At 47.0% G+C, this 23,762-nt stretch carries 22 protein-coding genes and 1 pseudogene; 9 read left to right on the forward strand and 14 right to left on the reverse strand.

The genetic code is table 11. The features are described from left to right. Positions 1-37 precede the first annotated feature (37 nt). Complete coding sequence (locus H740_RS11505; protein WP_034957329.1) at positions 38-661, forward strand: MBL fold metallo-hydrolase; 624 nt, start codon at positions 38-40, stop codon at positions 659-661. A 176-nt stretch (positions 662-837) separates the two neighbouring features. On the opposite strand, the gene H740_RS04965 is transcribed toward H740_RS11505, so the two are convergent. The 7 genes from H740_RS04965 to H740_RS04995 all read right to left on the reverse strand — a co-directional run bounded on the left by H740_RS04965 (position 838) and on the right by H740_RS04995 (position 6,385). Further along, positions 838-1,254 carry a hypothetical protein gene (locus H740_RS04965; RefSeq protein ID WP_002952003.1) on the reverse strand — a complete coding sequence of 139 codons (417 nt, stop codon included), beginning with the start codon at positions 1,252-1,254 and terminating at the stop codon, positions 838-840. A 130-nt stretch (positions 1,255-1,384) separates the two neighbouring features. Continuing rightward, complete coding sequence (gene cmoB, locus H740_RS04970; RefSeq protein WP_002952006.1) at positions 1,385-2,290, reverse strand: tRNA 5-methoxyuridine(34)/uridine 5-oxyacetic acid(34) synthase CmoB; 906 nt, start codon at positions 2,288-2,290, stop codon at positions 1,385-1,387. Beyond that, complete coding sequence (locus tag H740_RS04975; protein ID WP_002946522.1) at positions 2,290-2,469, reverse strand: hypothetical protein; 180 nt, start codon at positions 2,467-2,469, stop codon at positions 2,290-2,292. The genes cmoB and H740_RS04975 overlap by 1 nt, the downstream gene beginning before the upstream one ends. After that, positions 2,466-2,693 (reverse strand): hypothetical protein, encoded by a 228-nt coding sequence (locus H740_RS04980; protein ID WP_002945055.1) that lies wholly within the window; start codon positions 2,691-2,693, stop codon positions 2,466-2,468. Before H740_RS04980 ends, H740_RS04975 begins: the two co-directional genes overlap by 4 nt. Positions 2,694-2,696: 3 nt before the next feature. Then, a complete protein-coding gene (locus tag H740_RS04985) occupies positions 2,697-3,815 on the reverse strand; it encodes a DHH family phosphoesterase (RefSeq protein WP_002952008.1) in 1,119 nt (372 codons plus the stop codon). Between the two features lie 8 nt (positions 3,816-3,823). Continuing rightward, positions 3,824-5,977, reverse strand: a complete 2,154-nt coding sequence (flhA, locus tag H740_RS04990) for a flagellar biosynthesis protein FlhA (protein WP_002952009.1) — start codon at positions 5,975-5,977, stop codon at positions 3,824-3,826. Positions 5,978-5,980: 3 nt separating this feature from the next. Next, a complete protein-coding gene (locus tag H740_RS04995) occupies positions 5,981-6,385 on the reverse strand; it encodes an RrF2 family transcriptional regulator (RefSeq protein ID WP_002946513.1) in 405 nt (134 codons plus the stop codon). Between the two features lie 144 nt (positions 6,386-6,529). Here H740_RS04995 and rpsO point away from each other — a divergent pair, with 144 nt between their 5' ends. The 5 genes and pseudogenes from rpsO to H740_RS05020 all read left to right on the forward strand — a co-directional run bounded on the left by rpsO (position 6,530) and on the right by H740_RS05020 (position 11,043). Then, positions 6,530-6,802 carry a 30S ribosomal protein S15 gene (rpsO, locus tag H740_RS05000; RefSeq protein ID WP_002952011.1) on the forward strand — a complete coding sequence of 91 codons (273 nt, stop codon included), beginning with the start codon at positions 6,530-6,532 and terminating at the stop codon, positions 6,800-6,802. Positions 6,803-7,101: 299 nt separating this feature from the next. Beyond that, on the forward strand, positions 7,102-7,881 hold the full coding sequence (locus H740_RS05005; protein ID WP_002952013.1) for an HrcA family transcriptional regulator: 780 nt from the start codon (positions 7,102-7,104) through the stop codon (positions 7,879-7,881). Beyond that, complete coding sequence (grpE, locus tag H740_RS05010) at positions 7,878-8,405, forward strand: nucleotide exchange factor GrpE (protein ID WP_002946505.1); 528 nt, start codon at positions 7,878-7,880, stop codon at positions 8,403-8,405. The genes H740_RS05005 and grpE overlap by 4 nt, the downstream gene beginning before the upstream one ends. 35 nt (positions 8,406-8,440) lie before the next feature. Continuing rightward, a pseudogene (dnaK, locus tag H740_RS05015) lies at positions 8,441-10,317 on the forward strand (molecular chaperone DnaK). A gap of 294 nt (positions 10,318-10,611) precedes the next feature. Continuing rightward, a complete protein-coding gene (locus tag H740_RS05020) occupies positions 10,612-11,043 on the forward strand; it encodes a hypothetical protein (RefSeq protein WP_002952018.1) in 432 nt (143 codons plus the stop codon). Positions 11,044-11,248: 205 nt separating this feature from the next. Here H740_RS05020 and H740_RS05025 read toward each other — a convergent pair whose 3' ends face one another. The 5 genes from H740_RS05025 to H740_RS05045 form a co-directional block, all read right to left on the reverse strand. Further along, positions 11,249-12,007: a flagellin gene (locus tag H740_RS05025; protein ID WP_034957332.1), complete on the reverse strand. Its 759-nt coding sequence runs from the start codon at positions 12,005-12,007 to the stop codon at positions 11,249-11,251. 96 nt (positions 12,008-12,103) lie between these two features. Beyond that, positions 12,104-13,639 carry a DKNYY domain-containing protein gene (locus H740_RS05030; protein WP_002952021.1) on the reverse strand — a complete coding sequence of 512 codons (1,536 nt, stop codon included), beginning with the start codon at positions 13,637-13,639 and terminating at the stop codon, positions 12,104-12,106. 46 nt (positions 13,640-13,685) lie between these two features. After that, positions 13,686-14,132 carry a hypothetical protein gene (locus H740_RS05035; RefSeq protein ID WP_002952023.1) on the reverse strand — a complete coding sequence of 149 codons (447 nt, stop codon included), beginning with the start codon at positions 14,130-14,132 and terminating at the stop codon, positions 13,686-13,688. Then, positions 14,129-16,069: a ribosomal protection-like ABC-F family protein gene (gene abc-f, locus H740_RS05040; protein ID WP_002952025.1), complete on the reverse strand. Its 1,941-nt coding sequence runs from the start codon at positions 16,067-16,069 to the stop codon at positions 14,129-14,131. Before abc-f ends, H740_RS05035 begins: the two co-directional genes overlap by 4 nt. Before the next feature lie 9 nt (positions 16,070-16,078). Then, positions 16,079-17,392 carry a sodium-dependent transporter gene (locus H740_RS05045; RefSeq protein ID WP_002952029.1) on the reverse strand — a complete coding sequence of 438 codons (1,314 nt, stop codon included), beginning with the start codon at positions 17,390-17,392 and terminating at the stop codon, positions 16,079-16,081. A 164-nt stretch (positions 17,393-17,556) separates the two neighbouring features. On the opposite strand from H740_RS05045, the gene H740_RS05050 reads away from it, so the two are divergent. From H740_RS05050 to H740_RS05060, 3 genes are read left to right on the forward strand one after another with little or no spacing between them, the layout of a single operon-like run. Beyond that, positions 17,557-18,876: an MATE family efflux transporter gene (locus H740_RS05050; protein ID WP_002952030.1), complete on the forward strand. Its 1,320-nt coding sequence runs from the start codon at positions 17,557-17,559 to the stop codon at positions 18,874-18,876. Continuing rightward, positions 18,852-19,673 (forward strand): M48 family metallopeptidase, encoded by an 822-nt coding sequence (locus H740_RS05055; protein ID WP_002952031.1) that lies wholly within the window; start codon positions 18,852-18,854, stop codon positions 19,671-19,673. The genes H740_RS05050 and H740_RS05055 overlap by 25 nt, the downstream gene beginning before the upstream one ends. 45 nt (positions 19,674-19,718) lie before the next feature. Further along, on the forward strand, positions 19,719-20,201 hold the full coding sequence (locus tag H740_RS05060) for a tetratricopeptide repeat protein (RefSeq protein ID WP_002952033.1): 483 nt from the start codon (positions 19,719-19,721) through the stop codon (positions 20,199-20,201). Positions 20,202-20,328: 127 nt separating this feature from the next. Here the strand turns inward: H740_RS05060 and H740_RS05065 are convergent, their stop codons facing one another. Further along, positions 20,329-22,428 (reverse strand): TRAP transporter permease, encoded by a 2,100-nt coding sequence (locus H740_RS05065; RefSeq protein WP_002952036.1) that lies wholly within the window; start codon positions 22,426-22,428, stop codon positions 20,329-20,331. A 347-nt stretch (positions 22,429-22,775) separates the two neighbouring features. Continuing rightward, complete coding sequence (locus H740_RS05070) at positions 22,776-23,714, reverse strand: TAXI family TRAP transporter solute-binding subunit (protein WP_002952038.1); 939 nt, start codon at positions 23,712-23,714, stop codon at positions 22,776-22,778. Between the last annotated feature and the right edge of the window lie 48 nt (positions 23,715-23,762).

Here is a 23,762-nt window from a genome sequence, read left to right on the forward strand (position 1 = left end):
ACAATTTATTTTAATTAAATTTTATAAAAGGACAAACGTGAAAATTTTTTCAAAACCATGCGGAGATTATCAAACCAACTGCTACGTAGTATCCAAAAACGGGTGCGAAATTATCATTGATCCAGGTCAAGATTCATATGATTTTGTTGTAAAAAATTCACACGCGCTACTCACTATTTTAAACACTCACGGGCATTCTGATCACGTTCTTGACAATGTTAGCTTAAAAAATTTTTTTAATGTTCCAGTTTACATCCACAAAGACGATAATTTCATGCTTCATGACGATCTTTGGGATGCAGGGCAACAGCCGATGTATGACGCGATTTGTGTCGGCGGAGCAAAATTTGAGGACGTTAAATTTAACATAGAGGACTTTGAGATTGAGTTTATGCACTTTCCGGGGCATACGCCGGGATGCTGTATGGTGCGCGTGGACGACGTTATCTTTAGCGGAGATTTTTTGTTTAGAGGCTCGATCGGACGCTATGATTTTCCGTTTTCAAACGCCGAGGATATGCGCCAAAGCCTACTAAAATGCAAGAATTTACAAGGCGATTTCGTATTGTATCCAGGTCACGGCGACAAAACGACGCTAAAAGCCGAGCGAGCAAATTTGGACTTTTGGATAAATATGATCGGCAGGGAGATGAGATTTTAAGGTCGGATTTGAGCTTTTAAGATTTTCAATAACCGCGCTAAATTTACAAATAAAACGGCAAATTTGACGGCGGAGATTTTAGCGTTAAATTTATACAGGTTCCGCCAAAATGCCACCGAAAAAGACGGCGCTAAATTCACCGCGCCGCCCAAATTTCTCATCAAATTTGACCGAGCTTACGCGTTTTGCTTCGCCTCTTCTTTACGTTTTTCTTCGTTTCGTCTTTGTGCGGCTTGTTTTTGCAGGTTCGTTTTGTAAATTTTAAAGATATGATCCTCTAAAATCACGACCTGAAAAGTCCCCTCAAATACCTTTATATCGTTCGTCGTGCCGGTTACTCGCACCTCGCGCTTCTTGCTCTCGTTAAAGTGCGAGCGCGCGTCGAATTCGATCGCTTCGTTTAGCTTGGTCGGAGCGAAAAAATGTATCTTAGCCCCGATAACTACGCTAAAAGTCTCATTGACCGCCGCCATCGCCGCGTAGCTAGCCGCAGAGAACACAAACCCGCTATGTATAAGTCCCTCGCTATCGGCAACCATGTCGCTAGTGGCGAAAAAACGCGTTTTGGCGCGGTTTGGCTCGAGCTGCGTCACGGCGCCGCTTAGGCCGATTTTTATATTCGGCGAGGTTTTAGTTCGTTGCGAAACGGATTTTCATCCTCGGGCAGCACCACGCTGTCGCTACTGTCGTCGTCGTAGATATTTTCGTCCATTTTTCACCTTTTTAAACGCTTAGTTTTAGATAGACCCGTTTTGGCGCGGGATAGCCCTCGACCGTGCGCGTAGGGTCTGCGGGATCTAGGAAATCGCCCAAACTCTGACCCAAGATCCACTCGGTTTTTCGCTGCTCGTGCGCATCCGTCGGCTTTGTGGCTAAAATTTGCGCGTCTTTAAAATTTGCCCTCTCGCACCAGTTTAAAAGCGCACTAATAGTCGGCACAAAGTAGATATTTGGTATCTTTGAGTAGGTATTTTTGGGGCTCAGGGCAAAATCGCCCTCCATATCAAGATACATCGTGTCCAAAAAGAGATCGCCGCCCGCATTTAACGCGCCTTTTAGCTCTTTTAGCGTACGCACGGGATCGCTTCTGTGATAGAGCACGCCCAGGCAAAAGAGCACGTCAAATTTGACGCCGTAGTGCGGTAGATGCTCGACGCCTAGCAGCTCGTACTCTATGCCCGAGCGCGCAAACGCGTCGATAAATTTAAACTGCAAAAAACTCATAACGCCTGGATCAAAGCCAATCAGCTTTTTTGGGCGCTTAGGCAACATGCGAAAGAGATAGTAGCCGTTGTTGCAACCGATATCGCCCACGACCTTGTCCGCTAGATCCATGTGCGGCGCGAGTAGGTTAAATTTGACAAAACTCCTCCACTCGCTATCTATCAAGATGTCGTCTATCTTAAACGGCCCCTTGCGCCACGAGCGTAAATTTAGCGCCGTCTGAAGCGTCTCTTTACGCTCCGCTGGCGTTAAATTTGCACTTATCTCGACTATATCGTCAAATTTAAGCTCAAATTCGCGCCTCTTAAATTTGGCCGCTAGCTCCTCTACTTCCCGCATCAAAGGTGAGTAGGTTTTGCCCGCCAGTTCCCTAGCCTTCGCCGCTCTAGCCGCTTCTAAGCTCATCACTCCGTCCAGTCGATGATATTTTTAGGGCACTCTTTGTGATAGACGCCCGTCGCGTCGTAGTACTCCTTGCACTCGTTGTAGTACTTCGTCGTCACGCCGCGATCGTTTAAAAACACGCATCCGCCCAGCATCGCCGCCAGAGCCGAAAAAAATAAAATTTGAGCTAGAGTTTTCATTTGAAAAATTTAGCGTGCTTTTTTTTCATGTATTCGACGACTTCGAGCACCTCGTCCACGCCCTCGGCACCCGAGTTTTCCAGCGCGTCATCGATGCACTCGATATAGGTCTCGGCGGCGTCCTCGAGCCTATCTTTTTTCACGCCGGCATAATACAGCATCGCCTCTAGCATCATCGAAAGCTCGTAGCTTAGCTCGTCCACGGTAGGTTCTATTTCTTTCATTTTCTATCCTTGTAAAATCGTTTTTTTAGTTATCAGGTCGGTTATCTGCGCTTTTACGTTTTCATAGCTAAAGCTATCCTTAAAGCCCGCAAAAAGTCCGCCGCTAGCGTTCACGTGTCCGCCGCCGCCGACTAAATTTTTGGCCATCTGGCTGACGTCTACTTTGCCGTTAGCGCGAAAGCTCAGCGTCTTTTTGCTCGTAACGTCGATGAAAAAATCAACATCTGGATTTGCGACTAAAAAATCGTTGCCTATAACGGAAGTATTGCCGATATTGTAGGTCAAAATGCCGTTAAGGTCGTTATACTTTATGCTAAATTTCTCTTTTTCTTCGCTTAGTTTTTTAACGACGAAAGCCGAGATCAGGTTGCTTAACGTATCGTTTTTATCATCTTTGAAAAAGTCCTTTTTAAACCCGAAAATCGCCTCGTCAAGCCCGACATAGTCGTCTCCCGCGTCAAAAAACTCCCGCGCGCGCTCGATAAGATAAAAAAGATAGCGCGAGTTTTCAGCCTCAAACATCGTTTTGTTTATCTCTTTTGCGTTTGCGACGAGTCCGAGCCCGACCTTACCCATTTCAAAATTTACGTCCTCTTTTAGCCAGATGTCGACCGCATTTACGACGTCGCTAAAGTGATTTAGGCTCGCATCGACCCCGTAAATTTTAGAGAAAAAATCATGCGTGATCTTGGTTGCGCACCTTGAGCTATCTAAAAAATACCAGCCAAATTTGCTCGCGCACTCGGCCCCGCTTTGGTGGTGATCTAGGAGTAAAATTTTAGCGCTTTTATTTGCGAGCGCTTTTTCGTAGGCTTCGCACTGCTCCACGGTTAAATTTAGATCCGTTATCAGAATAAGCGCTTTTTCGTCATTTTTAATCGCTTCGTCTTTGCCGCGATTTTCGGACGCGTTTTGCGAGTTACCATTTTGCTCGCCGCTTAAATTTGACTGCGCCCGGGCTGCGTTTTTATCCGAAATTTGAGCCAAAATTTGATCAAATTTCTCGTCGATCTCCTTGCCGTAGTTTGAGTTATAAAATTTAACGTTTTTAAAATAGTGATTCGTTATTACCTGCGCGCCGTATCCGTCCAGATCGGTGTGCGAGAGGTGGTGGATGGTCATTTTCTTCCTTACAAATTTGATATTTCTATCGTGCCTAGCGTCTCAAACGGCGTATTTGCCGCGACTTCGGCAAAGCTAAGCACCGTGATATCTATGGCGAAATTCGCGCAGATATCAGCGATAAATTTACGCAAGCTAGGCTCCACGCAAAGTATCATCGAGCCGTATTCCGAGATCGGCCGCTTCGCCCTCGCCTCACGCAGAGCCTGTACGATCGCCGACGTCTGCGAGACGTTTATCATCAGATGATACGCGCCGTCTTTATACTGCACCGCGTCGATCAGTTTTTGCTGTGCGGCTGGCTCCATCACGTAGAAATTTAACCGCCCGCCCTCATCAACGTAAAGCGAAGTGATAGCACGAGCAAGCGCGGTGCGGACGTGCTCGACTATCATATCGAGGTTCTTGCTAACCTCGGCGATGTCGCTTAGCGCCTCTAGGATGCTTAGCATATCTTTTATCGGGATGTGGTCTTTTAGCAGCGCTTTTAACACCTTTTGGATCACTCCGATAGGCGCAATGCGTAGCGTATCCTCGACGATGACGGGGTATTCTGATTTTAGCTTGTCGAGTAAATTTTGCGTCTCTTGTCGGGTTAAGAGCTCGGCAGCGTTTTGCTTTATCAACTCGCTCATGTGCGTAGAGATGACGCTCGCGGGATCTACGATCGTGTAGCCGCTTAGTATCGCATCCTCTTTTACGCTCGCATCGATCCATAACGCATCTAGGCCAAACGCGGGCTCTTTAGTCGGGATACCCTCGATGTTGTCGCTAACTAGCCCGCTATCCATAGCTAGAAATTTATCCGCGTAAATTTCGCCCTGCCCGATCACGACGCCTTTTAGCTTAAAGCGATATTCGTTTGGCGGTAGCTGAAGGTTGTCGCGTATACGGATCTTTGGCATCAAAAAACCAAGCTGTGCCGCGATATTTCGGCGCATCGCTCGTATGCGCTCGATGAGATCGGTCTCGGCGATCTTTAGCAGACCGTATCCCAGATCAAGCTCTAAAATTTCAAGCTTTAAGATGTCGTTTATCTTGGCTTCCTCTTCGCGAGCGATCTCCTCTTCGCTTTTTTTAGGCGCCGCCGGTCCTTCCTCCTCGCCTTGCCCAGTGCTCATGCTTTGAGCTTTGGAGGTCAAATTTATCTTGCCCTCTTTTACCTCTTTCATTATATAGCCCATACTTAAAAACAGAAGCGAGATAAAGCCCAGGGATAGCGTCGGTAGTCCCGGGACTAGAGCAAAGATAAATAGTATAAAGCCGACTATTAGAAGCGTTTTGTATTCGCCTAGTAGCTGCGTTAGCGAGCCCTCGGCGAAATTTTCATCGTCCTTGCTAGCGCGCGTGATGATTATCGCCGTGGCCGTCGAAGTGATGAGGCCAGGTATCTGGCTCACTAGACCGTCGCCGATAGTTAGGATAGTGTAGTTTTGAGCCGAGGTAGCCATGTCTAGGCCGTACTGAAATGAGCCGATGAGAAAGCCGCCGACGATGTTTATGATCGTTATGATGATGCCAGCGACCGCATCACCTTTGATAAATTTAGACGAACCGTCCATCGCTCCGTAGAAATTTGCCTCGCCTATGATAGCTTCACGGCGCTCTCTAGCGGTCTTTTCGTCGATTAGACCGGCGTTTAGGTCGGCGTCTATCGCCATTTGCTTACCCGGCATCGCATCGAGCGTAAATCTCGCCTGCACCTCGCTCACGCGCGTCGAGCCTTTGGTGACGACCATGAAATTTATAAGCACTAGGATCGTAAAAACGATCACGCCGATGACGTAGTTGCCGCCTACGACGAACTGCCCGAAGCTTGAGATTATCTCGCTCACGGCATCGGGGCCGTTGTGTCCTTCGCTCAAAATCATACGCGTGGTGGCTATGTTTAGCGAGAGCCTAAAAAGCGTGATGATGAGGACGAGCGTCGGAAACGTGCTAAGGTCGGTAGGCTTTGGCACGTAAACGGCGATCAGGATGATGAGTACCGAAATAGAGATGGAAAGCGCAAGAAAAAAGTCCAAAACCGCACTAGGAAGCGGCACGATGATGATCGCTAGGATGGCGATTATGACGCCGACGATCGTGAGCCCCTTAAACCTTACTACAGGTTCTAAAAACGGTGCGACCAGGGTTAGGATGTTGCGCTTTTGTTTTGCCAAAATTTACTTCTTGATTATATTTGCTAACGTAATCGTATCTAAAAAATCGTCGATTTTAGACTGAAGCGCGCTAAACATCGGCCAAATTTGACACATTCCGCCCTTGCTAGAGGCGCAACTATCGGCCGAAATCGAGCACTCAAATACCGCCATTTTACGCTTTTCTGCGCTTTCGATTATTCTTTTTATGCTGATTTCTTCAGGCTTTTGCGCGAGCATAAATCCGCCGTTTGCGCCCTTAAACGAAACCAAAATTCCCTCTCTAGCCAAATTTTGCAAAATTTTAGCCAAAAAGCTTTTTGATATCTCAAGCTCGCCCGACATCGTATCGACGTCCGAGGGAGCGTCTTTTTGCGCTATATAAATCAGCGAAAGCAGCGCGTATTCGCTCGCTTTTGTCAAAAGCATAAATTCCCCTTAAATTTTTTGCGGATATTTTATTAAATTTTATCTGCAAATTTGATTAAATCAATATTTTTTAAAACAGGTGCCGCATTTTTTGATTTTTATGATATAATCGCCTTTTTTAATCTCACCAATCAGGAGGTCATTATGGCTTTGGATTCGGCTAAAAAAGCAGAAATTGTTGCGAAATTCGCTAGAAAAGAAAAAGATACCGGTTCTCCGGAAGTTCAGATCGCATTGCTAACAGCAAGAGTCGAGGAGCTAACCGAGCACCTAAAAATCTACAAAAAAGATCACTCGTCTCGCCTTGGACTACTTAAAATAGTCGGCCGCAGAAAACGCTTGATGAAATATCTAAAAGCTAAAGATTACGCAGCTTACACAAAAGTTATCGCTGAGCTAAATCTCAGAGATAAATAATCCCAAGCCCCAAATTTGGGGCTTTTCTCTTAAATTTTACTTTTTACTTACTTCAAATTTTAATAATTCAAATTTTAAATTCATAAAATTTCTAGCGGTAAAACCAAATTTAACCTACTCTTACATTAAATTTATTCAAATTTTCCCGCGCGCCACTCATCACACCCAATTTTTACCTTTCTAACCTTGAGCTAACTACGCTAAAGTTATCTAAATAGTTTTTTTTAACTCTAACCCTTGACAATTATCCGCTCAATGTTGTATAATGCGCCTAGCAATTTAAAGGAGAGAGTGCTAATATGATAAAGGTGAGCAAGCGAGATCTGATACTTGATTCTATCATTCAAGCTTATCTTAGCGACAATGCTCCGATCGGCTCTAGCGAGCTAGGTTCGCGCATGGCGATGTCGATCCCGGCCTCTACGATTAGGGTTTATTTTAAAAAGCTCTCCGACGAGGGTGCGATTACTCAGTTTCACGTTAGTGGAGGCAGGATACCGACGGCTGCGACGATGAGAGATTATTGGCGAGCTAGGTTAAATTTCGATGAGACGCTAGATATCGCAAATCCTAACCTGCTAAAGTTGCTAAGCGATAAATTTGAAATTTACGCGATGATTTTTGAAAGCAAAACCCAAACGCTAAATCAGGTCTTAAATTTAAACAATAGATTTTTGATTTTGAGCTTTAGCGAGGACGAAATAGCACTCAAATTTAACTCGAAAGTCGAGAAATTTTTGAGTAATCTCATAGGCATAGATCTCGATAGACTCGAGCTTACCTGTATGCAGGTGGGACTAAATGAGCTAAGAAATAAGATAGCCGAGCTAAAGCGCACCAAAATTCGCTTTTTAGAAAACGAAAAGATAGCACTTGAAATTTTCGGCGAGAGCTTTAAAAACGCGCTAAGCCCTAGCTTTGAGATGGTTTTTGACTCAAATTTGGTATTTTTCGGCGAGAATTATCTAGGCATGAAGCTTGGCGTAAATTACGAGGGCAAAGAGGCTAAAATGCTTTGCGCGGGCAGTATTTATAATGATTACGAAAGATTTTTAAACAACCTAAAGGAGGCGGCATGAACGAGAATGAAAACGTGGAGCTTGAGCAGCAGATCCCGTCAAATTTTGACGAGAGTATCAGCTTTGAGGGCTTGGATGCGAAATACGTAGAGCTTCAAAAGCAGCTCGAGGAGCTAACCGATAAGTATTATAGAGCCAACGCGGACTTTGAAAACATCAAAAAGCGTTTTGAAAAGGAAAAAGCGGACATCGCTACGTATGCGAACGAGAAATTCGCGCGAGATCTGCTTCCTGTGATAGACGCGCTTGAGATGGCGGTAAATTTTGAAACCGAAGGCGACGAATACGCGGCTAAAATAAAAGAAGGAATTTATATAACGATAGATCAGTTTAAAAAATGTTTCGAGAAAAACGGCATCACCGCGATCGAAGCCAACGAGGACTTTGATCCGAATTTCCACAATGCAATGTTGCAAGTAGAGAGCGAAGACGTGGAAAAAGGCAAGATCGTGCAAGTGATACAAAAAGGCTATCTAATCAACGGCAGAGTTTTACGACCTGCGATGGTATCGATAGCAAAGTAAAATTTGAAAGAAAAATTTAGTAAAAAGGATCAACAATGGCAAAAGTAATAGGCATAGACCTAGGAACGACGAATTCATGCGTGAGCGTGTATGAGAGAGGCGAAAGCAAGGTAATCCCAAACAAAGAAGGCAAAAACACGACTCCTTCGGTCGTGGCTTTCACGGATAAGGGCGAGATTTTAGTAGGCGACAGCGCAAAACGCCAAGCCGTCACAAACCCTGAAAAAACCATCTACTCTATCAAAAGAATAATGGGTCTAATGAGCAACGAGAAAAACGCGCAGGAGGCTAAAGCTAGGCTTCCGTACCACGTCGTAGATAGAAACGGCGCGTGCGCTATCGAGATCGCTGGCAAGGTATACACTCCGCAAGAAATCTCCGCAAAAGTGCTCATAAAACTAAAAGAGGATGCTGAAAGCTACCTGGGCGAAACGGTCGTAGACGCCGTCATCACCGTACCTGCGTACTTTAACGACAGCCAAAGAAAAGCGACTAAAGAGGCCGGCACGATCGCGGGGCTAAACGTGCTTCGCATCATAAACGAGCCTACCGCGGCGGCTCTAGCCTACGGCCTAGATAAAAAAGAGTCCGAAAAGATCATGGTTTACGACCTAGGCGGCGGTACGTTTGACGTTACGGTACTAGAGACCGGCGATAACGTGGTCGAGGTTCTAGCTACCGGCGGTAACGCATTCCTAGGCGGCGATGATTTCGATAACCGCCTAATCGACTGGCTAACGAGCGAATTTAAAAGCGACTCAGGCATCGATCTAAAAACCGACGTGATGGCTATGCAGCGCCTAAAAGAGGCAGCCGAAACGGCTAAAAAAGAGCTAAGCTCGGCTCAAGAAACGACGATAAATTTACCGTTTATCACCGCCGACGCTACGGGTCCTAAACACCTCACAAAGACGCTAACTAGGGCTAAATTTGAAGGTATGATCGAGGATCTGGTCGCTCAAACGATCACTAAGATAAACGAGGTCGTAAAAGACGCCGGACTTGACAAAAAAGATATAAAAGAAATCGTCATGGTGGGCGGCTCGACGCGCGTGCCTTTAGTTCAAGAAGAGGTCAAAAAGGCGTTTGGCAAAGAGCTAAATAAAAGCGTAAATCCGGACGAAGTCGTAGCTATCGGCGCGGCGATCCAAGGCGCGGTTATCAAAGGCGACGTAAAGGACGTGTTGCTACTTGACGTCACTCCGCTAAGTCTAGGCATCGAGACTCTAGGCGGCGTGATGACGAAAATCATCGAAAAAGGTACGACTATCCCGGTTAAGAAAAATCAGGTATTTTCAACCGCCGAGGATAACCAAAGCGCCGTTACGATCCACGTACTACAAGGCGAGCGCGAATTTGCCCGCGACAACAAATCTTTAGGTCAATTTAACCTAGAGGGCATCCCTGCCGCTCCTCGCGGAGTGCCTCAGATCGAGGTTGAGTTTGATATCGACGCCAACGGCATCCTAACGGTCTCTGCCAAAGACAAGGCTACCGGCAAAGCCCAAAATATCACGATCTCAGGCTCAAGCGGCCTAAGCGAGGACGAGATCAACAACATGGTAAAAGACGCCGAGCTACACAAAGAGGACGACAAAAAGCGCAAAGACGCGGTCGAGGCGCGCAACCAAGCCGACGCGCTCGCGCACCAAACGCAAAAGAGCCTTGACGAGCTAGGCGAGAAAATCCCGGCCGAGGACAAAGAGCGTATCCAAAAGGCGCTTGACGAGCTAAAAGAGACGCTAAAAGACGAAAATGCGAGCAAAGAGCAGTCGACGCGAAGGTCAAAACTCTAAGCGAAGCCAGCCACAAGCTAGCCGAAGCGATGTATAAAAAAGACGGTGCTGCTGGCGAGCAAGCAAACGGCAGCAAGAAAAAAGACGACGACGTCATCGACGCCGAAGTCGAGTAAAATTTAGCCCTTGTTTTGGCAAGGGCCTCAAACGAAAATTTAAGGTTTTAGCGTTTTTACGCGCCCTTAAATTTGCCCCGCCCGTTAAATTTAACGGGCGGATTTTATAATTTTCTTTTAAATTTTACACAATCTTAAATTTACAAATCTATTCAAATTTGACCTCACAAACCTTTTTTATAAATTTGCCGCCTCGCCAATAAATTTAAATTTAATCCTCTTCCGCGCAATCCTTAATCAAAATCATCAGTTTGGACTACCGATTTAAATATAATCAAACAAAAAAGGTCCTAAATGTATCTATTTTTCCTGATCGTTCATATTTTGAGCGCCGTAGCCTTCGTCGGCTACGTATTTTTCGATGTTTGTATATTTCCGTTTGCTAAAAAGCATATAGACGAGGATACGCTCGCTCGCGTCAAAAAAGCCTACACCAAAGGCAGCGCGAAGGTATTTGGCACGGCGTTTTTGATGTTAATTATCAGCGGCGTTTATATGGCAAAGGATTATTTTGGCGGCGAAAACGGATGGCTAGATAGCCCGTTTCAAATTTTACTCGCGACCAAGATCGGCGTGCTGGGGCTAATGTGCCTAATCACGGCGATATCGCTCTTTTACGTCTATAAGCTCAAAAAGCCCGATCCATTCGGCAAATACTCGCACATCATCGCCCTTGTTTTGTGCGTTATAATGATAATCCTTGCGAAGGTAATGTGGAGGGTTTAAGTAAATTTGACGAGTACGCAGCCCGACTCGGCAAATTTAACTTGGTGAGCATTTATATTTTAATCGCAAAGCGCGAGACTAACATTAAACGCGAAAGTAAAATTTGACCGACTGTAAGGCGCGATAAAATCGCCAAAAGTAGAATAAAATAAAAGAGCTTTAGCCGCCAATGAGCGTAGCGGCTAAAACTATAAAGTAGTTAAATTTAACCCAAAAGCCTGTTAAACTGGTTTTGCAAGCTTGCGGTATTGTGCGCTTGCGCGAGGATCGCGGCGTTTGCTTGCAGGTCATTTTGTTTAAAGGCGCTTATATTTTTAGCGATGTCGTTATTTTGCAGCTGCGACTCGCTTTGCCTTAGTGCGACGTTTTTGGTTAGGCTTGCGTTGATGCCCGAGATTATGCCGTTTTGCGCAGCGCCGATCTCGCCTCGCAAAGCATTTACGCTACCGATAAATTTACTCACGCTATCGCCGCTACTCACGTCAATACCGCTAAAATCAGGCGCGTTTAAATTTACGCTCGCCGTGCCGTTACCGGTTAGGAAGCTCATCTGCCCGCCAAATACGTTTTTACCGTTAAAACTCGCCTGCTGCGTGCTCTCTCTCATCGCGCCCACGAGCGCATCCACCTCGCCTTTTATCATCTTTTGCTGATCGGCGTTTAGGATACCGCCGTTATATCTCACCGATAGTTCGCCGATACGGTCGGCGCTTTGCGTGATATTTGCTAGCGTGGAGTCTGCGATCTGTAGGATGCCGATAGCGTCGTTTGCGTTTGCGACGCCCTGCTCTAGCGTGGAGCTTTGAGAGCGCAAAGAGTCCGCGATAGCAAGATTTGCACTGTCGATACCGCTTAGAGCACGCTGTGCGGAGATGTTATTTAGGGCTTTTGCGCTGTTATTTTGAGCTTGTTCTAGGTACTGATTGCTTAGGCTTGAGTTTGCGGAAAAATTTCCCAGTTTCATTTGCACTCCTTTTAAATTTGACTCGATTTTAGCGAAAATTTGATTAAAATTTGCTATCGGCGAGTACAGCGTCAAATTTGAGCGTTTTAAGCAAATTTACCGTCTAAATTTTACTTTGCCTCGAGGTTTTGTCGCGACTTCGTTTTCTACCGCTTTTGCACGGCTTTTATACTCATACGCTTTGCCTGCGATCGCCGCCAAAATCGCAACCCCTAAAAATATCCAAAGATAATACCTCTCCACGCCGTCATAGCTAGTAACCGCCTCAAAAACTAGCTCGCCTTGTACCGGCACGAGTCGCTCATCTTTTATCATCTTGCGGATATCCTCGCTGCTCAGATTTTTGCCGCGCGGATCATACGGCCGCGTCAGGATCTCTATGGCGGCAGTATCTGCGATCTCGTAGATGCTAGAGTCTATGAGCTGCCCCGTCCCAAGCGCGTCAAAATAGTAAATTTTATCGCCGTTTGCATAAACAGCGCCGTATACGCCGTTACGCACAAGCCCTATTTTGCGCCATTGCTCGCTCTTTTTAAGCCTAAAAAGCTCCGTGGGGCGCGAGCTTAGTCGCCTGCCACTCTTATTTCTGTGCCATACTTCGCGGCTCTGCACAAAATAAGTGTGAGCGCCGCTAATAAAAACGCTACCCGCAAGTGGCGAAATTTCACCCGCAAAAGGATCATCTCCCGCGCGTTTTAGCTCGCCGCTTTCGCCGCCGCTATGACGCTGCCAAAAGTAAATCCCGCCCTTGCCGCGAAAAAGTAGATGGTAGGCGTGCGTGCCGGAGACGCCAAAGGGTAGCGAATAAGGCGCAAATTTGGGCGCGAACTCATGCTCATCCGCATAAACCGCGCCTCTAGCGGGTTCTAAAAGATAGTGCACGCCGTTAAAATATGCCGCCTCGTGCAGCTCTGCCGTAAATTTGACCGCGAGCCGCGAGCTTTTAAAATAGACATTTCGCCCGTCCGTAACGTAAAAATCGCTAGTTCGTCCGCGCGCGTCTAGCACGTATCTTAGCGCCCTGACGTCTGCGCCCTCTAGCTGCTTGCCCTCAAAATACACCTTGCCGCCTTCGCCGCGCAAAGCCGCTTTTTCCGCCGCAAATCCAAAATCTAAAATAGGGGCTAAATTTGCGCTTGAAACGCGCTCGGTTTTATAAATATAGCTTTGCGGTTTATCGGCACCAAATATCGCGTACGCCATAGTTTGAACCACCTCGCTAAAGGCTCCTAGCTCGTAGTTTCTCTCGCCTACATCGCTACAAAAATAACTAATCTCGCCGTCCGTGAAATATCCGTTGCCAATCGCCCTAGCGTGAGATGGATCTAGCCCGGTCATAGCGAGATTGCCGCAGTAGACGGCGTTTTCGTCCATGCCGACGTTTCGGCCGCGGTAACCCTCAGACGCGAAAACCCTAAATTTATCCGCCCGCACGCCCTTTAGCTCAAATTTGCCTCCGCTTGGGATGAGCGCGTAAATTTTACCCTGCGGCGTAGCGTAAAATTCGCTGTTACCTATCTGGGTAAAATCATTCTCCTCCTCGTAGCTAGCGACATAAACCATGAAAAATACCGTAAAAAGCACAGCAAAAAGCGCAAATAAGCAAAGTAGTATAAATTTTTTATCTTTCAAAGTACCGCCTATTTTTAGAAGCTCTGATGTTTATCGAACTCAAATTTTACGCAAAATGCCTCAAAATTTTAAATTTTCCTATCGCATGGTAAGCTAGCGACCAAACAAGGAAGCAAATACAAATAAGCCTAATAACATCGGTAAAATCGCGAATCTCAAACCTACGCGTAATCAAAGAAAAAATCACTCCGCCCGCGATACAAAGGGCAAGAAGCGTCAGCGAGATAAAAACCGCAATGTTTATAATTTTTGCCGTCTTGCTCTTATTTTCGCTATTTTTAGCCAGGGTTTCAAGCAGGGTTATTCTATTTATAAAGCCGTCTCTTTCGTACTCTACGCGCACGAGATCGCCCTGGTCCAGACTAAAATCCGCCGAAAAAACGCCGCTAAACTTAATCCCGTCCAGCTCAAAACTAGCGCCGATGAACTCGTCTCGCTTAATCGTACGTAAATTTAGAGCACTAACCCTGCCCGTTTTAGTTAATTTTTTCAAATTTGCTCCAAATTTTCGGCGATTTCTAAGACTTCAAAGTATTCGTTCTCTAACGCCTCAAGCTCGCTTTTAGCCGCTTCTAGGTCGTTATAAAGCGTGGTTAGGCCGATTTGCTGATAGATTTTAGGATCGCTAAGGCCGGCGTTTAGCTCTTTTATCTTAGCTTCTAGCGCGGCGATTTTTTCGGGGTGAGAGGATAAAATTTGCGTTTGCTTGTAGCTTAGCTTCGCGCCGGTTTTGCTCTTTTGTTTTTGCGCTTGCTCGGCCTCGCTTGCTAGGCTCGCTTCAAATTTACCAAGCTCGGCTAATTCGTCTTCTAGCTCGAGATAGACGCTGTACTCTTGATGTAGCACCTCTATTTGCGTGCCCTCAAATGCCCAGAGCTTGTGTGCGATCTTATCGACGAAGTAGCGGTCGTGACTCACGATGATTATGGCGCCTTCAAAGCTTTGCAGGTAGTCTTCAAGGATATTGATAGTTGCGATATCCAGGTCGTTTGTGGGCTCATCTAGTACGAGCACGTCGTACTCCTTGCTAAAAAGCAGCGCGAGCGCTACGCGGTTTTTCTCGCCGCCGCTTAGCACGCCGATAGGTTTATCGAGGAATTCTTTAGGAAATAGGAAATTTTTAAGGTAGCCGTAAACGTGCATATTTCGCCCACGCACCATGACGTGATCGCCGCCGTTTGGGCAAAAGGTCTCGATGAGGCTTTTATCGTCGTCCAGCGCGCTTCTGGACTGATCAAAGTATCCTACTCGCACCTCGCCGCGCTTGATCTCGCCGCTACTAGGCTTTTCAAATCCGAGTAAAATTTTAATAAGAGTGCTTTTGCCGCTACCGTTTCGTCCGACTATCGCGATACGCTCGCCTTGCAAAACCCGCGCGTTAAAACCCGAAAAAAGCTGCTTGCCGCCGATATTTTTGCTTAATTGCTTGATCTCAAATAGCATCTTTTTGCGGTTTACGCTTTGAGTTTGGTTAAAATTTTTACTCGCTCGCTCAAGCTCGAGCCTAACGCGGCGTATCACGCCCGGGTTTTTCTTCGCCTCCTCGCGCATGGCTAGCACTCGCTCTTTGCGCCCTTCGTTGCGTTTTAGACGCGCTTTGACGCCGCGGCGCAGCCACTCCTCCTCGGCTTTTAGCTGTTTTAGCAACGTCTCGTGAGATTTAGCTAGACTGGCTAAAATTTCCTCTTTTTTAGCTAGATAGTTTGCGTATCCGCCGTCAAATGACGCCAGCACGCCCTCCTCGATCTCGACGCTTCTGGTTGCCAGCGCGTCGATAAAGTAGCGATCGTGCGAGATAAAAACTATCGTCTGACGCGAGCTTTTTAGCATATCCTCTAAAAATCTCACCATATAAACGTCAAGGTGGTTCGTAGGCTCGTCAAGCAGCAAAATATCGGGCTTTTTTAGTATCAAAGCGCCCAGAGCCACGCGGCGTATCTCGCCTCCGCTAAGGCTAGAAACAGCGCGATTTTCGTACTCTTTTAGCTTAAACTCCTCCAGCACGCGCTCGATCTTGCGCTCGATCTGCCAGCCGTCTTTTGCTTCGATAAATTTGATTAGTTCGTCTTGCCTCGCGTTTAGTTCTTTGTTGTGCGGATCGCGGCCGAGCGCTTCTAACACCGCGGCATACTCGTCGCGCGCGTCGAAAATTTCTTTTAGCTCCAAATTTAGCGCGTCTTTTACCGTCGCCGCATCGTCAAATTTGGGATTTTGCGCGAGCATTTCTACTTTTACGCCGCCTTGCAGTATGCGTCTGCCGCTATCAGGTTCTAGCGAGCCCGCGACTAGCTTCATCAGCGTACTTTTGCCGCTGCCGTTTTTGCCGATGATAGCGATACGCTCGCGCTCGTTTACGCTGAGGCTTATTTTGTTTAAAATTTCATTCGGACCGAATTTTTTACTAACGTCGATAAGGTCGATTAGAGCCACGCGCGCCCTTTAAAACGAGATATGCATGCTAAGAGCGATGATACAAAGCGTAAGCGCCATCGGCACGTAGATATATCTGCCCGTAAAATACCACAGCGCGCCTTGTTTTTTTGCCGCGCCAGTGTTAATCTCGTCCATGATTTCTTCTTTTTTGATGACCCAAAACCACGACACAGCGCCGATCACCGCGCCGATAGGGATGATGTAGATCGACACGAAGTCCATCCACGGCCCCCAGCTAGTTATGGCTTCCATATTTACGCCGATGCCAAAGCATATTATGCAAAGCGCGATCAGCACGACGCCGCGCTTTAGGCTAGGAAATTTGTGCATTATCGACTCGGCGACTGCTTCGAACATATTTTGCAGCGAGGTCACGCCGCCAAAAATCACCGCCGTAAATAAAATAATCGCGAAAATTTGACCGCCGGGCATGTCTTGTAAAATTTTAGGCAGCATTACGAAAAGTAACCCGGGTCCTGCCGCCGGATCCATACCGTAGGCAAATACCGCAGGCAGCATAACGAGCGCCGCCGTCATCGCCGCGATCGTATCAAAGATCGCTGTCTTTTGCGCGCTATCGACGACGTCTTCGTCCTTTGATAGATACGCGCCGTAAACGATCATACCGGAGCCCGTGATAGATAGCGAGAAAAAGGCCTGCCCCATCGCCGCTACCCATACCATCGGGTCGGCTAGCTTGCCCCAGTCGCTGTGAAAGACGAATTTATACCCGCCAAACGCCCCGTCTAAAAACGCCACTCTGATAGCGAGAATAAAAAATAGCACGAAAAATAGCGGCATCATGATTTTATTTGTCTTTTCGATACTGTGCGCTCCGAAAAATAGCGTAAATAGCGTGCCCGCAACGACGATAAAGTGAAACGGCACTACCGAGTAGGACGAAAGCGCAAATGACTCAAACCAGGTGTTCGTATCCACTGTCATAAGCGAGCCGGTGATCGCCTGAAATAGCGCCTTTAAAACGTATGCGATGATGACAGCATAGCCGATAGCGATACACATCGAGCCAGCTAGCGGTATCCAGCCTAAAATTTTACCTAAAGTTCCCCAGTTTCGACTCTTCCACGCGTGTTCGTATGAGCCTAGCGTGCCGGTTTTAGCGCGTCTGCCGATAGCGTACTCCGCAGAAAGCCCCACGTAGGAAAATATCGCGATAAAAAACAGATAAACGAGCAAAAACGCGCCGCCGCCGTTCGTACCGACCTTATAAGGAAACCCCCAGACGTTGGCCATACCGATAGCCGAGCCCACGCAAGCGATGATAAATGCCCAGCGTGACGTGAAATTTGTTTTGTGCATTTGATATCCGTTTAGATTAAATTTTCTCAATTATACTTGATTAAGCTAATAAAAAGATTATGCCTGCTCGCAGGAAAAACGCGCCGCGCCGCCTTAAAACGCTTTAAATTTATATTTGGGTATAATCGCGCGTTATTTAAAATCCACGTTACAAAAGAGAAATTATGAATTTATCGCTCAAAAAGCTCACTATCCCGATATTTTTAGATATGTTTTTGCACTTCGTGACGCTCATTATAAACACATATATGGTGACAAAAGTCAGCGTCCATCTAGTCGGCGCCATGGGTGCGGGCAATCAGATAATGGATCTATTTATGACCATTTTTAGCTTCCTTAGCGTGGGCTGTTCGGTCGTGGTAGCGCAGGCACTAGGCGCGCGAAATCACAACCTAGCCAAACGCGTCATACACGCTAGTATCACGTTTAACACGATCATCGGCCTTGGCAGCGCGGTTTTTATTTACTTTTTCGGTTTTGAAATTTTAGAGCTTTTAAACGTCCCAGAGCAGCTTCGTGCCCAGAGTTTTGGTTACTTGCATATGCTCGGTATCGCGCTAGCCTTTGACGGTATCGGCATGGTGCTTGCAGCCGTGCTTCGCGTCTATAACTTCGCCACCGCCGTCATGCTAGTTTCCCTACTCATGAATGTCATCACCCTTTGCGGCAACGCTATCGCGCTTTTTGGCTGGCTAGGACTGCCAAACTACGGCCTTTACGGCGTCGCAGTTTCGACAGTCGTGGGGCGCCTAGTTGGCGTTATCGTACTATTTTTGATACTGACCCGCTACGCGAAAGTTAGTATTTTCTTTAAGCGCCTATTTAGCCTACCGTTTGCGATTTTGCGTAAAATTTTATCCGTCGGGCTTCCGAGCGCGGGCGAAAATTTACTCTGGATGGCCCAGTATATGGTGGCTTTTGGCTTTGTAGCTAGTATGGGCGAAGCCAGCCTAAACGTGCAAACCATTTACTTTCAGATCACGCTTTTAATCCTACTTTGCGGAGCCAGCATCAGCGTGGCAAACGAAGTCATCGTGGGACATTTAGTAGGCGCAATGAGATTTGACGAGGCCTACTCGCGCACTTTCCGCGCACTAAAAATCGGCGTTTTTGCCTCGCTTTGCGTCGTATCGATTGCCTATTTTGGCAAATACGAGATAATGGACGCGCTAAATTTAACGCCCGCGCTTAAAGAAATCATGCTGCCGCTTTTTACGCTCTCTATCGTTTTAGAAGCCGGAAGAACGTTTAACATCGTAATCGTAAACGCCCTACGCGCAAGCGGAGATGCTAAATTTCCGCTGATGACTGGCGCTATTTTTATGTGGGGCGTGAGCTTGCCGCTGGGGTACTATCTAGGCATCGTGCAGGGTATGGGGATCATCGGCGTTTGGATCGGATTTACCGCCGACGAGTGGCTGCGCGGGCTAGTAAACACATGGCGCTGGAGAAGCAGAAAATGGCAGTCAAAACGCCTCGTGTAAAAACCGTTAGCGTAAAATGCGGCGAATTTGGCATCACGCTAAATTTTAAAAAAGGCGTCAAAACAACCCGCCTAAAGGTCGCCAAATCAGGCGAAATTTCGGTCTCGCTGCCCTTTTACGCCGAGCAAAAATATGCGCTAGAGTTTGTGCAAAAACACTACGAATGGCTAAAATCAGCTCACGAAAAGACGCTATCAAATTTACCGCGCGAGGACGAGTTTAGGCTACTGGGCGAGGTTTACCGCATCAAATTTGAGCCAAATTTAAAAGACGTAAATTTAAGACGCTTTGTAGGCGATTCAGAGATTTTTAACGGCTTAAATTTGAGCTCGGACGGGCTAGACCCGCACCTTTACGGCGCTAAATTTGAGGGCAAATTTGACGCTAGCGAATTTAACCATCACCTTGATGAGCTTAAATTTAAAAGCATGGACGGACGTAAATTTGACGGCGAAATTTACGCTGCGAGTTTAGCTGCGCTAGAAAACTACAAAAAAGCCTTTGCAAGGCGTGTTTATGAGCATTTTATAGCTAAATTCGCTCCAGCCGTAAACCGCAAGATAAACCGCGTCGTCGTGCGCAAAATGACTACTCGCTGGGGTAGCTGCAACTCGCGCAAAGGCTACATAAATTTAAGCCTAAATTTGATCGAAAAAGCTCCCGAACTAGTCGAATACGTCGTGCTTCACGAGCTAGCCCACCTCATCTACCCCCACCACCAAAAAAGCTTCTATGACTTCATCGCAGGGCTGATGCCTGATTTTAAAACGCGAGAACAACGGCTAAACAAAAAATAATTTTAAATATGCTAAAATAGAATATTTTTAATTTAAAGGGAGATAATGAAAAAACTTCTAATGCTAGTTGCCGCGGTTTTTGCTTTGGGCGGCGATTTTGAGGACGGCGTAAAGGCCTACGAGAGCTCTAAATTTGTAACGGCTCGCGAGAAATTTGCAGCAGCCTGCGACGCAAACAACGGTCTAGCCTGCGCAAAACTAGGCGCGCTTTATCAGCTGGGCAAAGATATCCTGCCTGACACCAAAAAAGCGCTTGAGCTATACGAAAAAGGCTGCGAACTAGGCTCTAAAGAGGCCTGCTCGGGTGCTGGCGGCATATACGTATCAAGCGACAAAGAAAAGGCGCGCACACTGCTAAATAAGGGCTGCGAGCTTGGCGACGGCTTTTCATGCGCGACTGCGGGATCGTATCTGCTAGAGGAGAAAAAATTTAAAGAAGCCTACGCACTCTTTGAAAAAGCATGCAAGATAGGCGATAGCCTCGGATGCCAATTTGCAAGCGATCTAAAACGCTCAAAAAGACTTTAATTTTGCTTACTCGGGTTAAATTTGGTGATCAAATTTAACCCAAATTTATCTTTTCTATACACTACTTTCAAAACAAAAGCTTTTAAAATTTACGAGAGAGTAATCAGCAGGCCCAGAAAGCACAGGCTTAAGCGCCTACGCCAACCCTCTTTTCCGCTTTATTTTGTATCCACTGAAACGCAAACAGCGCCGCATAAAGCGACACGCCGATCGCATAAGAAACGTATTCGTTGGCGATAAAAGGGATGTACTTGGCGCACATATTAGGCACCAAGGTTAGCGGCACTACGCACAAAAGTAATGCGCGCTCTAGCATGCTTACGCGTTTAACGAAATACCCCTGAAGCGCCGAAGAAAAGGCAAACATACCAACTAGAGCCGTACCGAAAATCAGCGCCATCTCAAACGGATTTGTTATCCACACTATGCCTTTTGCGTCGTTTGGATTGGCTGAGTTTACGCTCTCTATCAAAAGCAGCTTGTTGTTAAACACGAACGAAAACGGCAAAATCGTCGTACGCAGGTCATAGAAAAAGCCCTGCACACCCACGGTTACGGGATTTGCTTTAGCGATACCAGCCGCAGCGTATGCCGCGATGCCGACCGGAGGCGTGTCGTCTGCCAGGATACCAAAGTAAAAGACGAAAAGATGCACCGCGATAGCAGGAATAAGAAAGCCGTTTTTGTGCGCCAAAAACAAAATCACAGGTGCGACTAGCGAGCTAACGACGATATAGTTCGCCGTCGTCGGCAAGCCCATGCCCAGTATCAGCGACATTATCGCAGTGAGAAAGAGGATGAGCACGATGTTGTTGCCGGCTAAATTTTCCACGACTTCAGAGAGTACTTGACCGACGCCAGTTAGCGAGATCGAGCCTACGATGATGCCAGCTAGACCCGTAGCTATCGCGATCGTCGTCATGCTTTTAGCCGCCGTTACCATCGCCCAAAATATATCCGCAAAGCCGATGATAAAATCCTCTTTGCCGACGTCCTCGCCGTGAGCCATTTTCTTAACCGGCTCTTGAAAAAGGATGATCAAAAATAGCACGCAAATAGCGTTAAAAGCCGCCGAAATCGGGGATTCGTTTGCGATTAACAATGTATAAAGCAAAACCAAAATCGGGATAAGATAGTGCAGACCGCTCACGAAAATCTTAAGCTTAGATATGCCCGCGCCCTGCTCCATGCCTTTTAGTCCGAGCTTACAACTCTCAAGGTGCACTATAAAAAACAGTGATAAATAGCACACAAATGCCGGAATCACGGCCGCTATCATGACGTTTGTGTAGCTAAGCCCCAAAAACTCGGCGATGATAAAGGCCGCCGCGCCCATGATAGGCGGCATCAGCTGACCGTTTACGCCCGCAGCCACCTCGATAGCGCCGGCTTTGGTGCTGGTTAGGCCCGCCTTTTTCATCAGAGGGATCGTAAAGGTGCCCACCGTTACGACGTTTGCCGTGGAGCTGCCGCTCACCATGCCAGTTAGTCCTGACGCTATAACCGAAGCTTTCGCCGGTCCGCCGCGAAATTTGCCCAGCAGCGCAAAGGCTAAATTTATAAAATACTGCCCCGCACCTGCGCGCTCCAAAAGCGAACCAAATAAGACGAAAAGATAGATAAAACTCACGCTAACGCCAAGCGGCACGCCAAAGACGCCCTCGGTCGTAAGGTACATGTGACCAGCTAGCTTGTTTAGGCTAGCGCCCTGGTGCGCGATGATGTCGGGCATGTATTGACCAAAATAATCATACGCCAAAAATATCGCCGCGATGATAGGAAGTGCTGGACCGATGATCCTGCGACCCGCCTCAAACAGCACGACCACGGCGACGCAGGACACGGCGATATCAAAGCTCGTGTAGTCTCCGGGGCGCTGCGCTAGAGCGTAAAACTCTATGAGCGGATAGAGCGCGGCTAGCGTACCCACAACACAGAGCGCGATGTCGTAAAACGGCAGGCTGGAGTGGGCTTTTTTGTGAATTTTAAGCGGGTAGAGCAAAAACAGCAAACAGATAGCAAAAGCAAGGTGCGCCGAGCGCGACATCGTCGTGTTCATCGGAAAATACGCGATGTAAAGCTGAAAAACCGACCACGCAAAGCAGATGATGCTCGTAAAATAAATATAAAAGCTCGAGTTTATCTCACGCGTCTTTACCTCGACGAACTCCTCCTTTTCCTGCGCTGGCTCGGTATTTGTTCGTGTTTCGTTTAGATTTTTATCCATATTTGCTCTTAACCTCTTAAATTTTCTTTTTATAAAATTTGGCGATTTTGCCCGCGTAAACCGGACTTTGATTTTTCAAATTCGACCTACTTTTCCCGCGCCTCAAAATTTGCTTACAAATTTAACCCCGTGTCGTAAAGATACGGGTTTTGCAAACGGCAAACGAAGTCAAATCAAAAACGCGCGTATGAGCCAAATCTAAAATTTGACGCCTACAAGCGGCTTAAAACAGCCGACAAAAAGCCAATAAGGCGTCAAATTTTAAATCCTCAAAAAACTAAAAACAAGACCTTAAATTTAAAAAAATCAGCCGCGCAGGTCAAATTTAACCCACACGGCTCGGCTAGTTATTTTATTATGCCGGCTTTTTTAAACTCAGCCTCGGCAGCAGGGTGCAAAGGCGCTGAAAGCCCCTCTACTAGGCTCTCTTTGGTAACCGATGCGAGTGCGGGGTGCAGGCTCTTATACTCGTCGAAGTTATCCAAGATAGCCTTTACGACCGCAGCCACCGCAGTGTCGCTCATGCCTTTATCCGTGACCAGGACGGCTTTAACGCCGATACTGTTTACGTCGTGATCCACGCCCTCATAGGTGCCTTTTGGTATCGTACCTTTGGCAAAATACGGCATAGCAGCTATCATCTTATCCACCTGCTCGCCCTCGATGTTCACAATATCGATAGGTAGCGAGTTTGCCGCGTCGGTGATGTTAGCCGTCGGGTGGCCGACCATATAGAAGTAGCCGTCGATTTTCTTATCTTTTAGCGCGTGCGGGCATTCGCCGGCAGTTAAAACGCCGTGGTGTTTTAGCTTTTTCTCGTCAAATCCGTAAGCCTTAAACACGCCAAGCGCGGTCATTTCGTTGCCGCTGCCGGGGTTGCCGACGTTGATCGCTTTACCCTCAAGGTCGTTTATAGAGCCGATGCCGCTTGATTTTGAGACGACGAAGGCTAGAAGCTCAGGGTAGATCGAGACGACTGCGCGCAGGTTTTGATCGCCGTTACCGTCAAATTTGCCCACGCCGTTAAATTTATCATAAACCACGTCGCTTTGGACGAAACCGAAATTTAGCTCTTTTTTTAGCACGTTATTTACGTTATAAACAGAGCCGCCGGTTGATTGCACCGAGCATTTCATCTGCGGGTCTTTATTTACGAGGCGACATATCGCTCCGCCGACCGGATAATACGTGCCCGTCATCGCTCCCGTACCGATAGATACGAACTCCTTTGCGCCCAGCGTAGACGCGAAAAGCAAGCCGGCTAATGCCAAAGATGTAGTTTTCATTTAACTTCCTTTCAAAGAATTTTTCTGATTTTACTCTCAAAATCCGCA

It is taken from the genome of Campylobacter showae CC57C (assembly GCF_000344295.2).
Taxonomy (GTDB): domain Bacteria; phylum Campylobacterota; class Campylobacteria; order Campylobacterales; family Campylobacteraceae; genus Campylobacter_A; species Campylobacter_A showae_B.

What these genes read in the sequence shown, in the direction of transcription:
- cmoB (WP_002952006.1), bottom strand. Translation starts at nt 2,290, where the DNA reads ATGAGCTTAGAAGCGGCTAGAGCGGCGAAGGCTAGGGAACTGGCGGGC.
- H740_RS04975 (WP_002946522.1), bottom strand. Translation starts at nt 2,469, where the DNA reads ATGAAAACTCTAGCTCAAATTTTATTTTTTTCGGCTCTGGCGGCGATG.
- H740_RS04980 (WP_002945055.1), bottom strand. Translation starts at nt 2,693, where the DNA reads ATGAAAGAAATAGAACCTACCGTGGACGAGCTAAGCTACGAGCTTTCG.
- H740_RS04985 (WP_002952008.1), bottom strand. Translation starts at nt 3,815, where the DNA reads ATGACCATCCACCACCTCTCGCACACCGATCTGGACGGATACGGCGCG.
- H740_RS04995 (WP_002946513.1), bottom strand. Translation starts at nt 6,385, where the DNA reads ATGCTTTTGACAAAAGCGAGCGAATACGCGCTGCTTTCGCTGATTTAT.
- rpsO (WP_002952011.1), top strand. Translation starts at nt 6,530, where the DNA reads ATGGCTTTGGATTCGGCTAAAAAAGCAGAAATTGTTGCGAAATTCGCT.
- H740_RS05005 (WP_002952013.1), top strand. Translation starts at nt 7,102, where the DNA reads ATGATAAAGGTGAGCAAGCGAGATCTGATACTTGATTCTATCATTCAA.
- grpE (WP_002946505.1), top strand. Translation starts at nt 7,878, where the DNA reads ATGAACGAGAATGAAAACGTGGAGCTTGAGCAGCAGATCCCGTCAAAT.
- H740_RS05020 (WP_002952018.1), top strand. Translation starts at nt 10,612, where the DNA reads ATGTATCTATTTTTCCTGATCGTTCATATTTTGAGCGCCGTAGCCTTC.
- H740_RS05025 (WP_034957332.1), bottom strand. Translation starts at nt 12,007, where the DNA reads ATGAAACTGGGAAATTTTTCCGCAAACTCAAGCCTAAGCAATCAGTAC.
- H740_RS05045 (WP_002952029.1), bottom strand. Translation starts at nt 17,392, where the DNA reads ATGCACAAAACAAATTTCACGTCACGCTGGGCATTTATCATCGCTTGC.
- H740_RS05050 (WP_002952030.1), top strand. Translation starts at nt 17,557, where the DNA reads ATGAATTTATCGCTCAAAAAGCTCACTATCCCGATATTTTTAGATATG.
- H740_RS05055 (WP_002952031.1), top strand. Translation starts at nt 18,852, where the DNA reads ATGGCAGTCAAAACGCCTCGTGTAAAAACCGTTAGCGTAAAATGCGGC.
- H740_RS05060 (WP_002952033.1), top strand. Translation starts at nt 19,719, where the DNA reads ATGAAAAAACTTCTAATGCTAGTTGCCGCGGTTTTTGCTTTGGGCGGC.
- H740_RS05065 (WP_002952036.1), bottom strand. Translation starts at nt 22,428, where the DNA reads ATGGATAAAAATCTAAACGAAACACGAACAAATACCGAGCCAGCGCAG.
- H740_RS05070 (WP_002952038.1), bottom strand. Translation starts at nt 23,714, where the DNA reads ATGAAAACTACATCTTTGGCATTAGCCGGCTTGCTTTTCGCGTCTACG.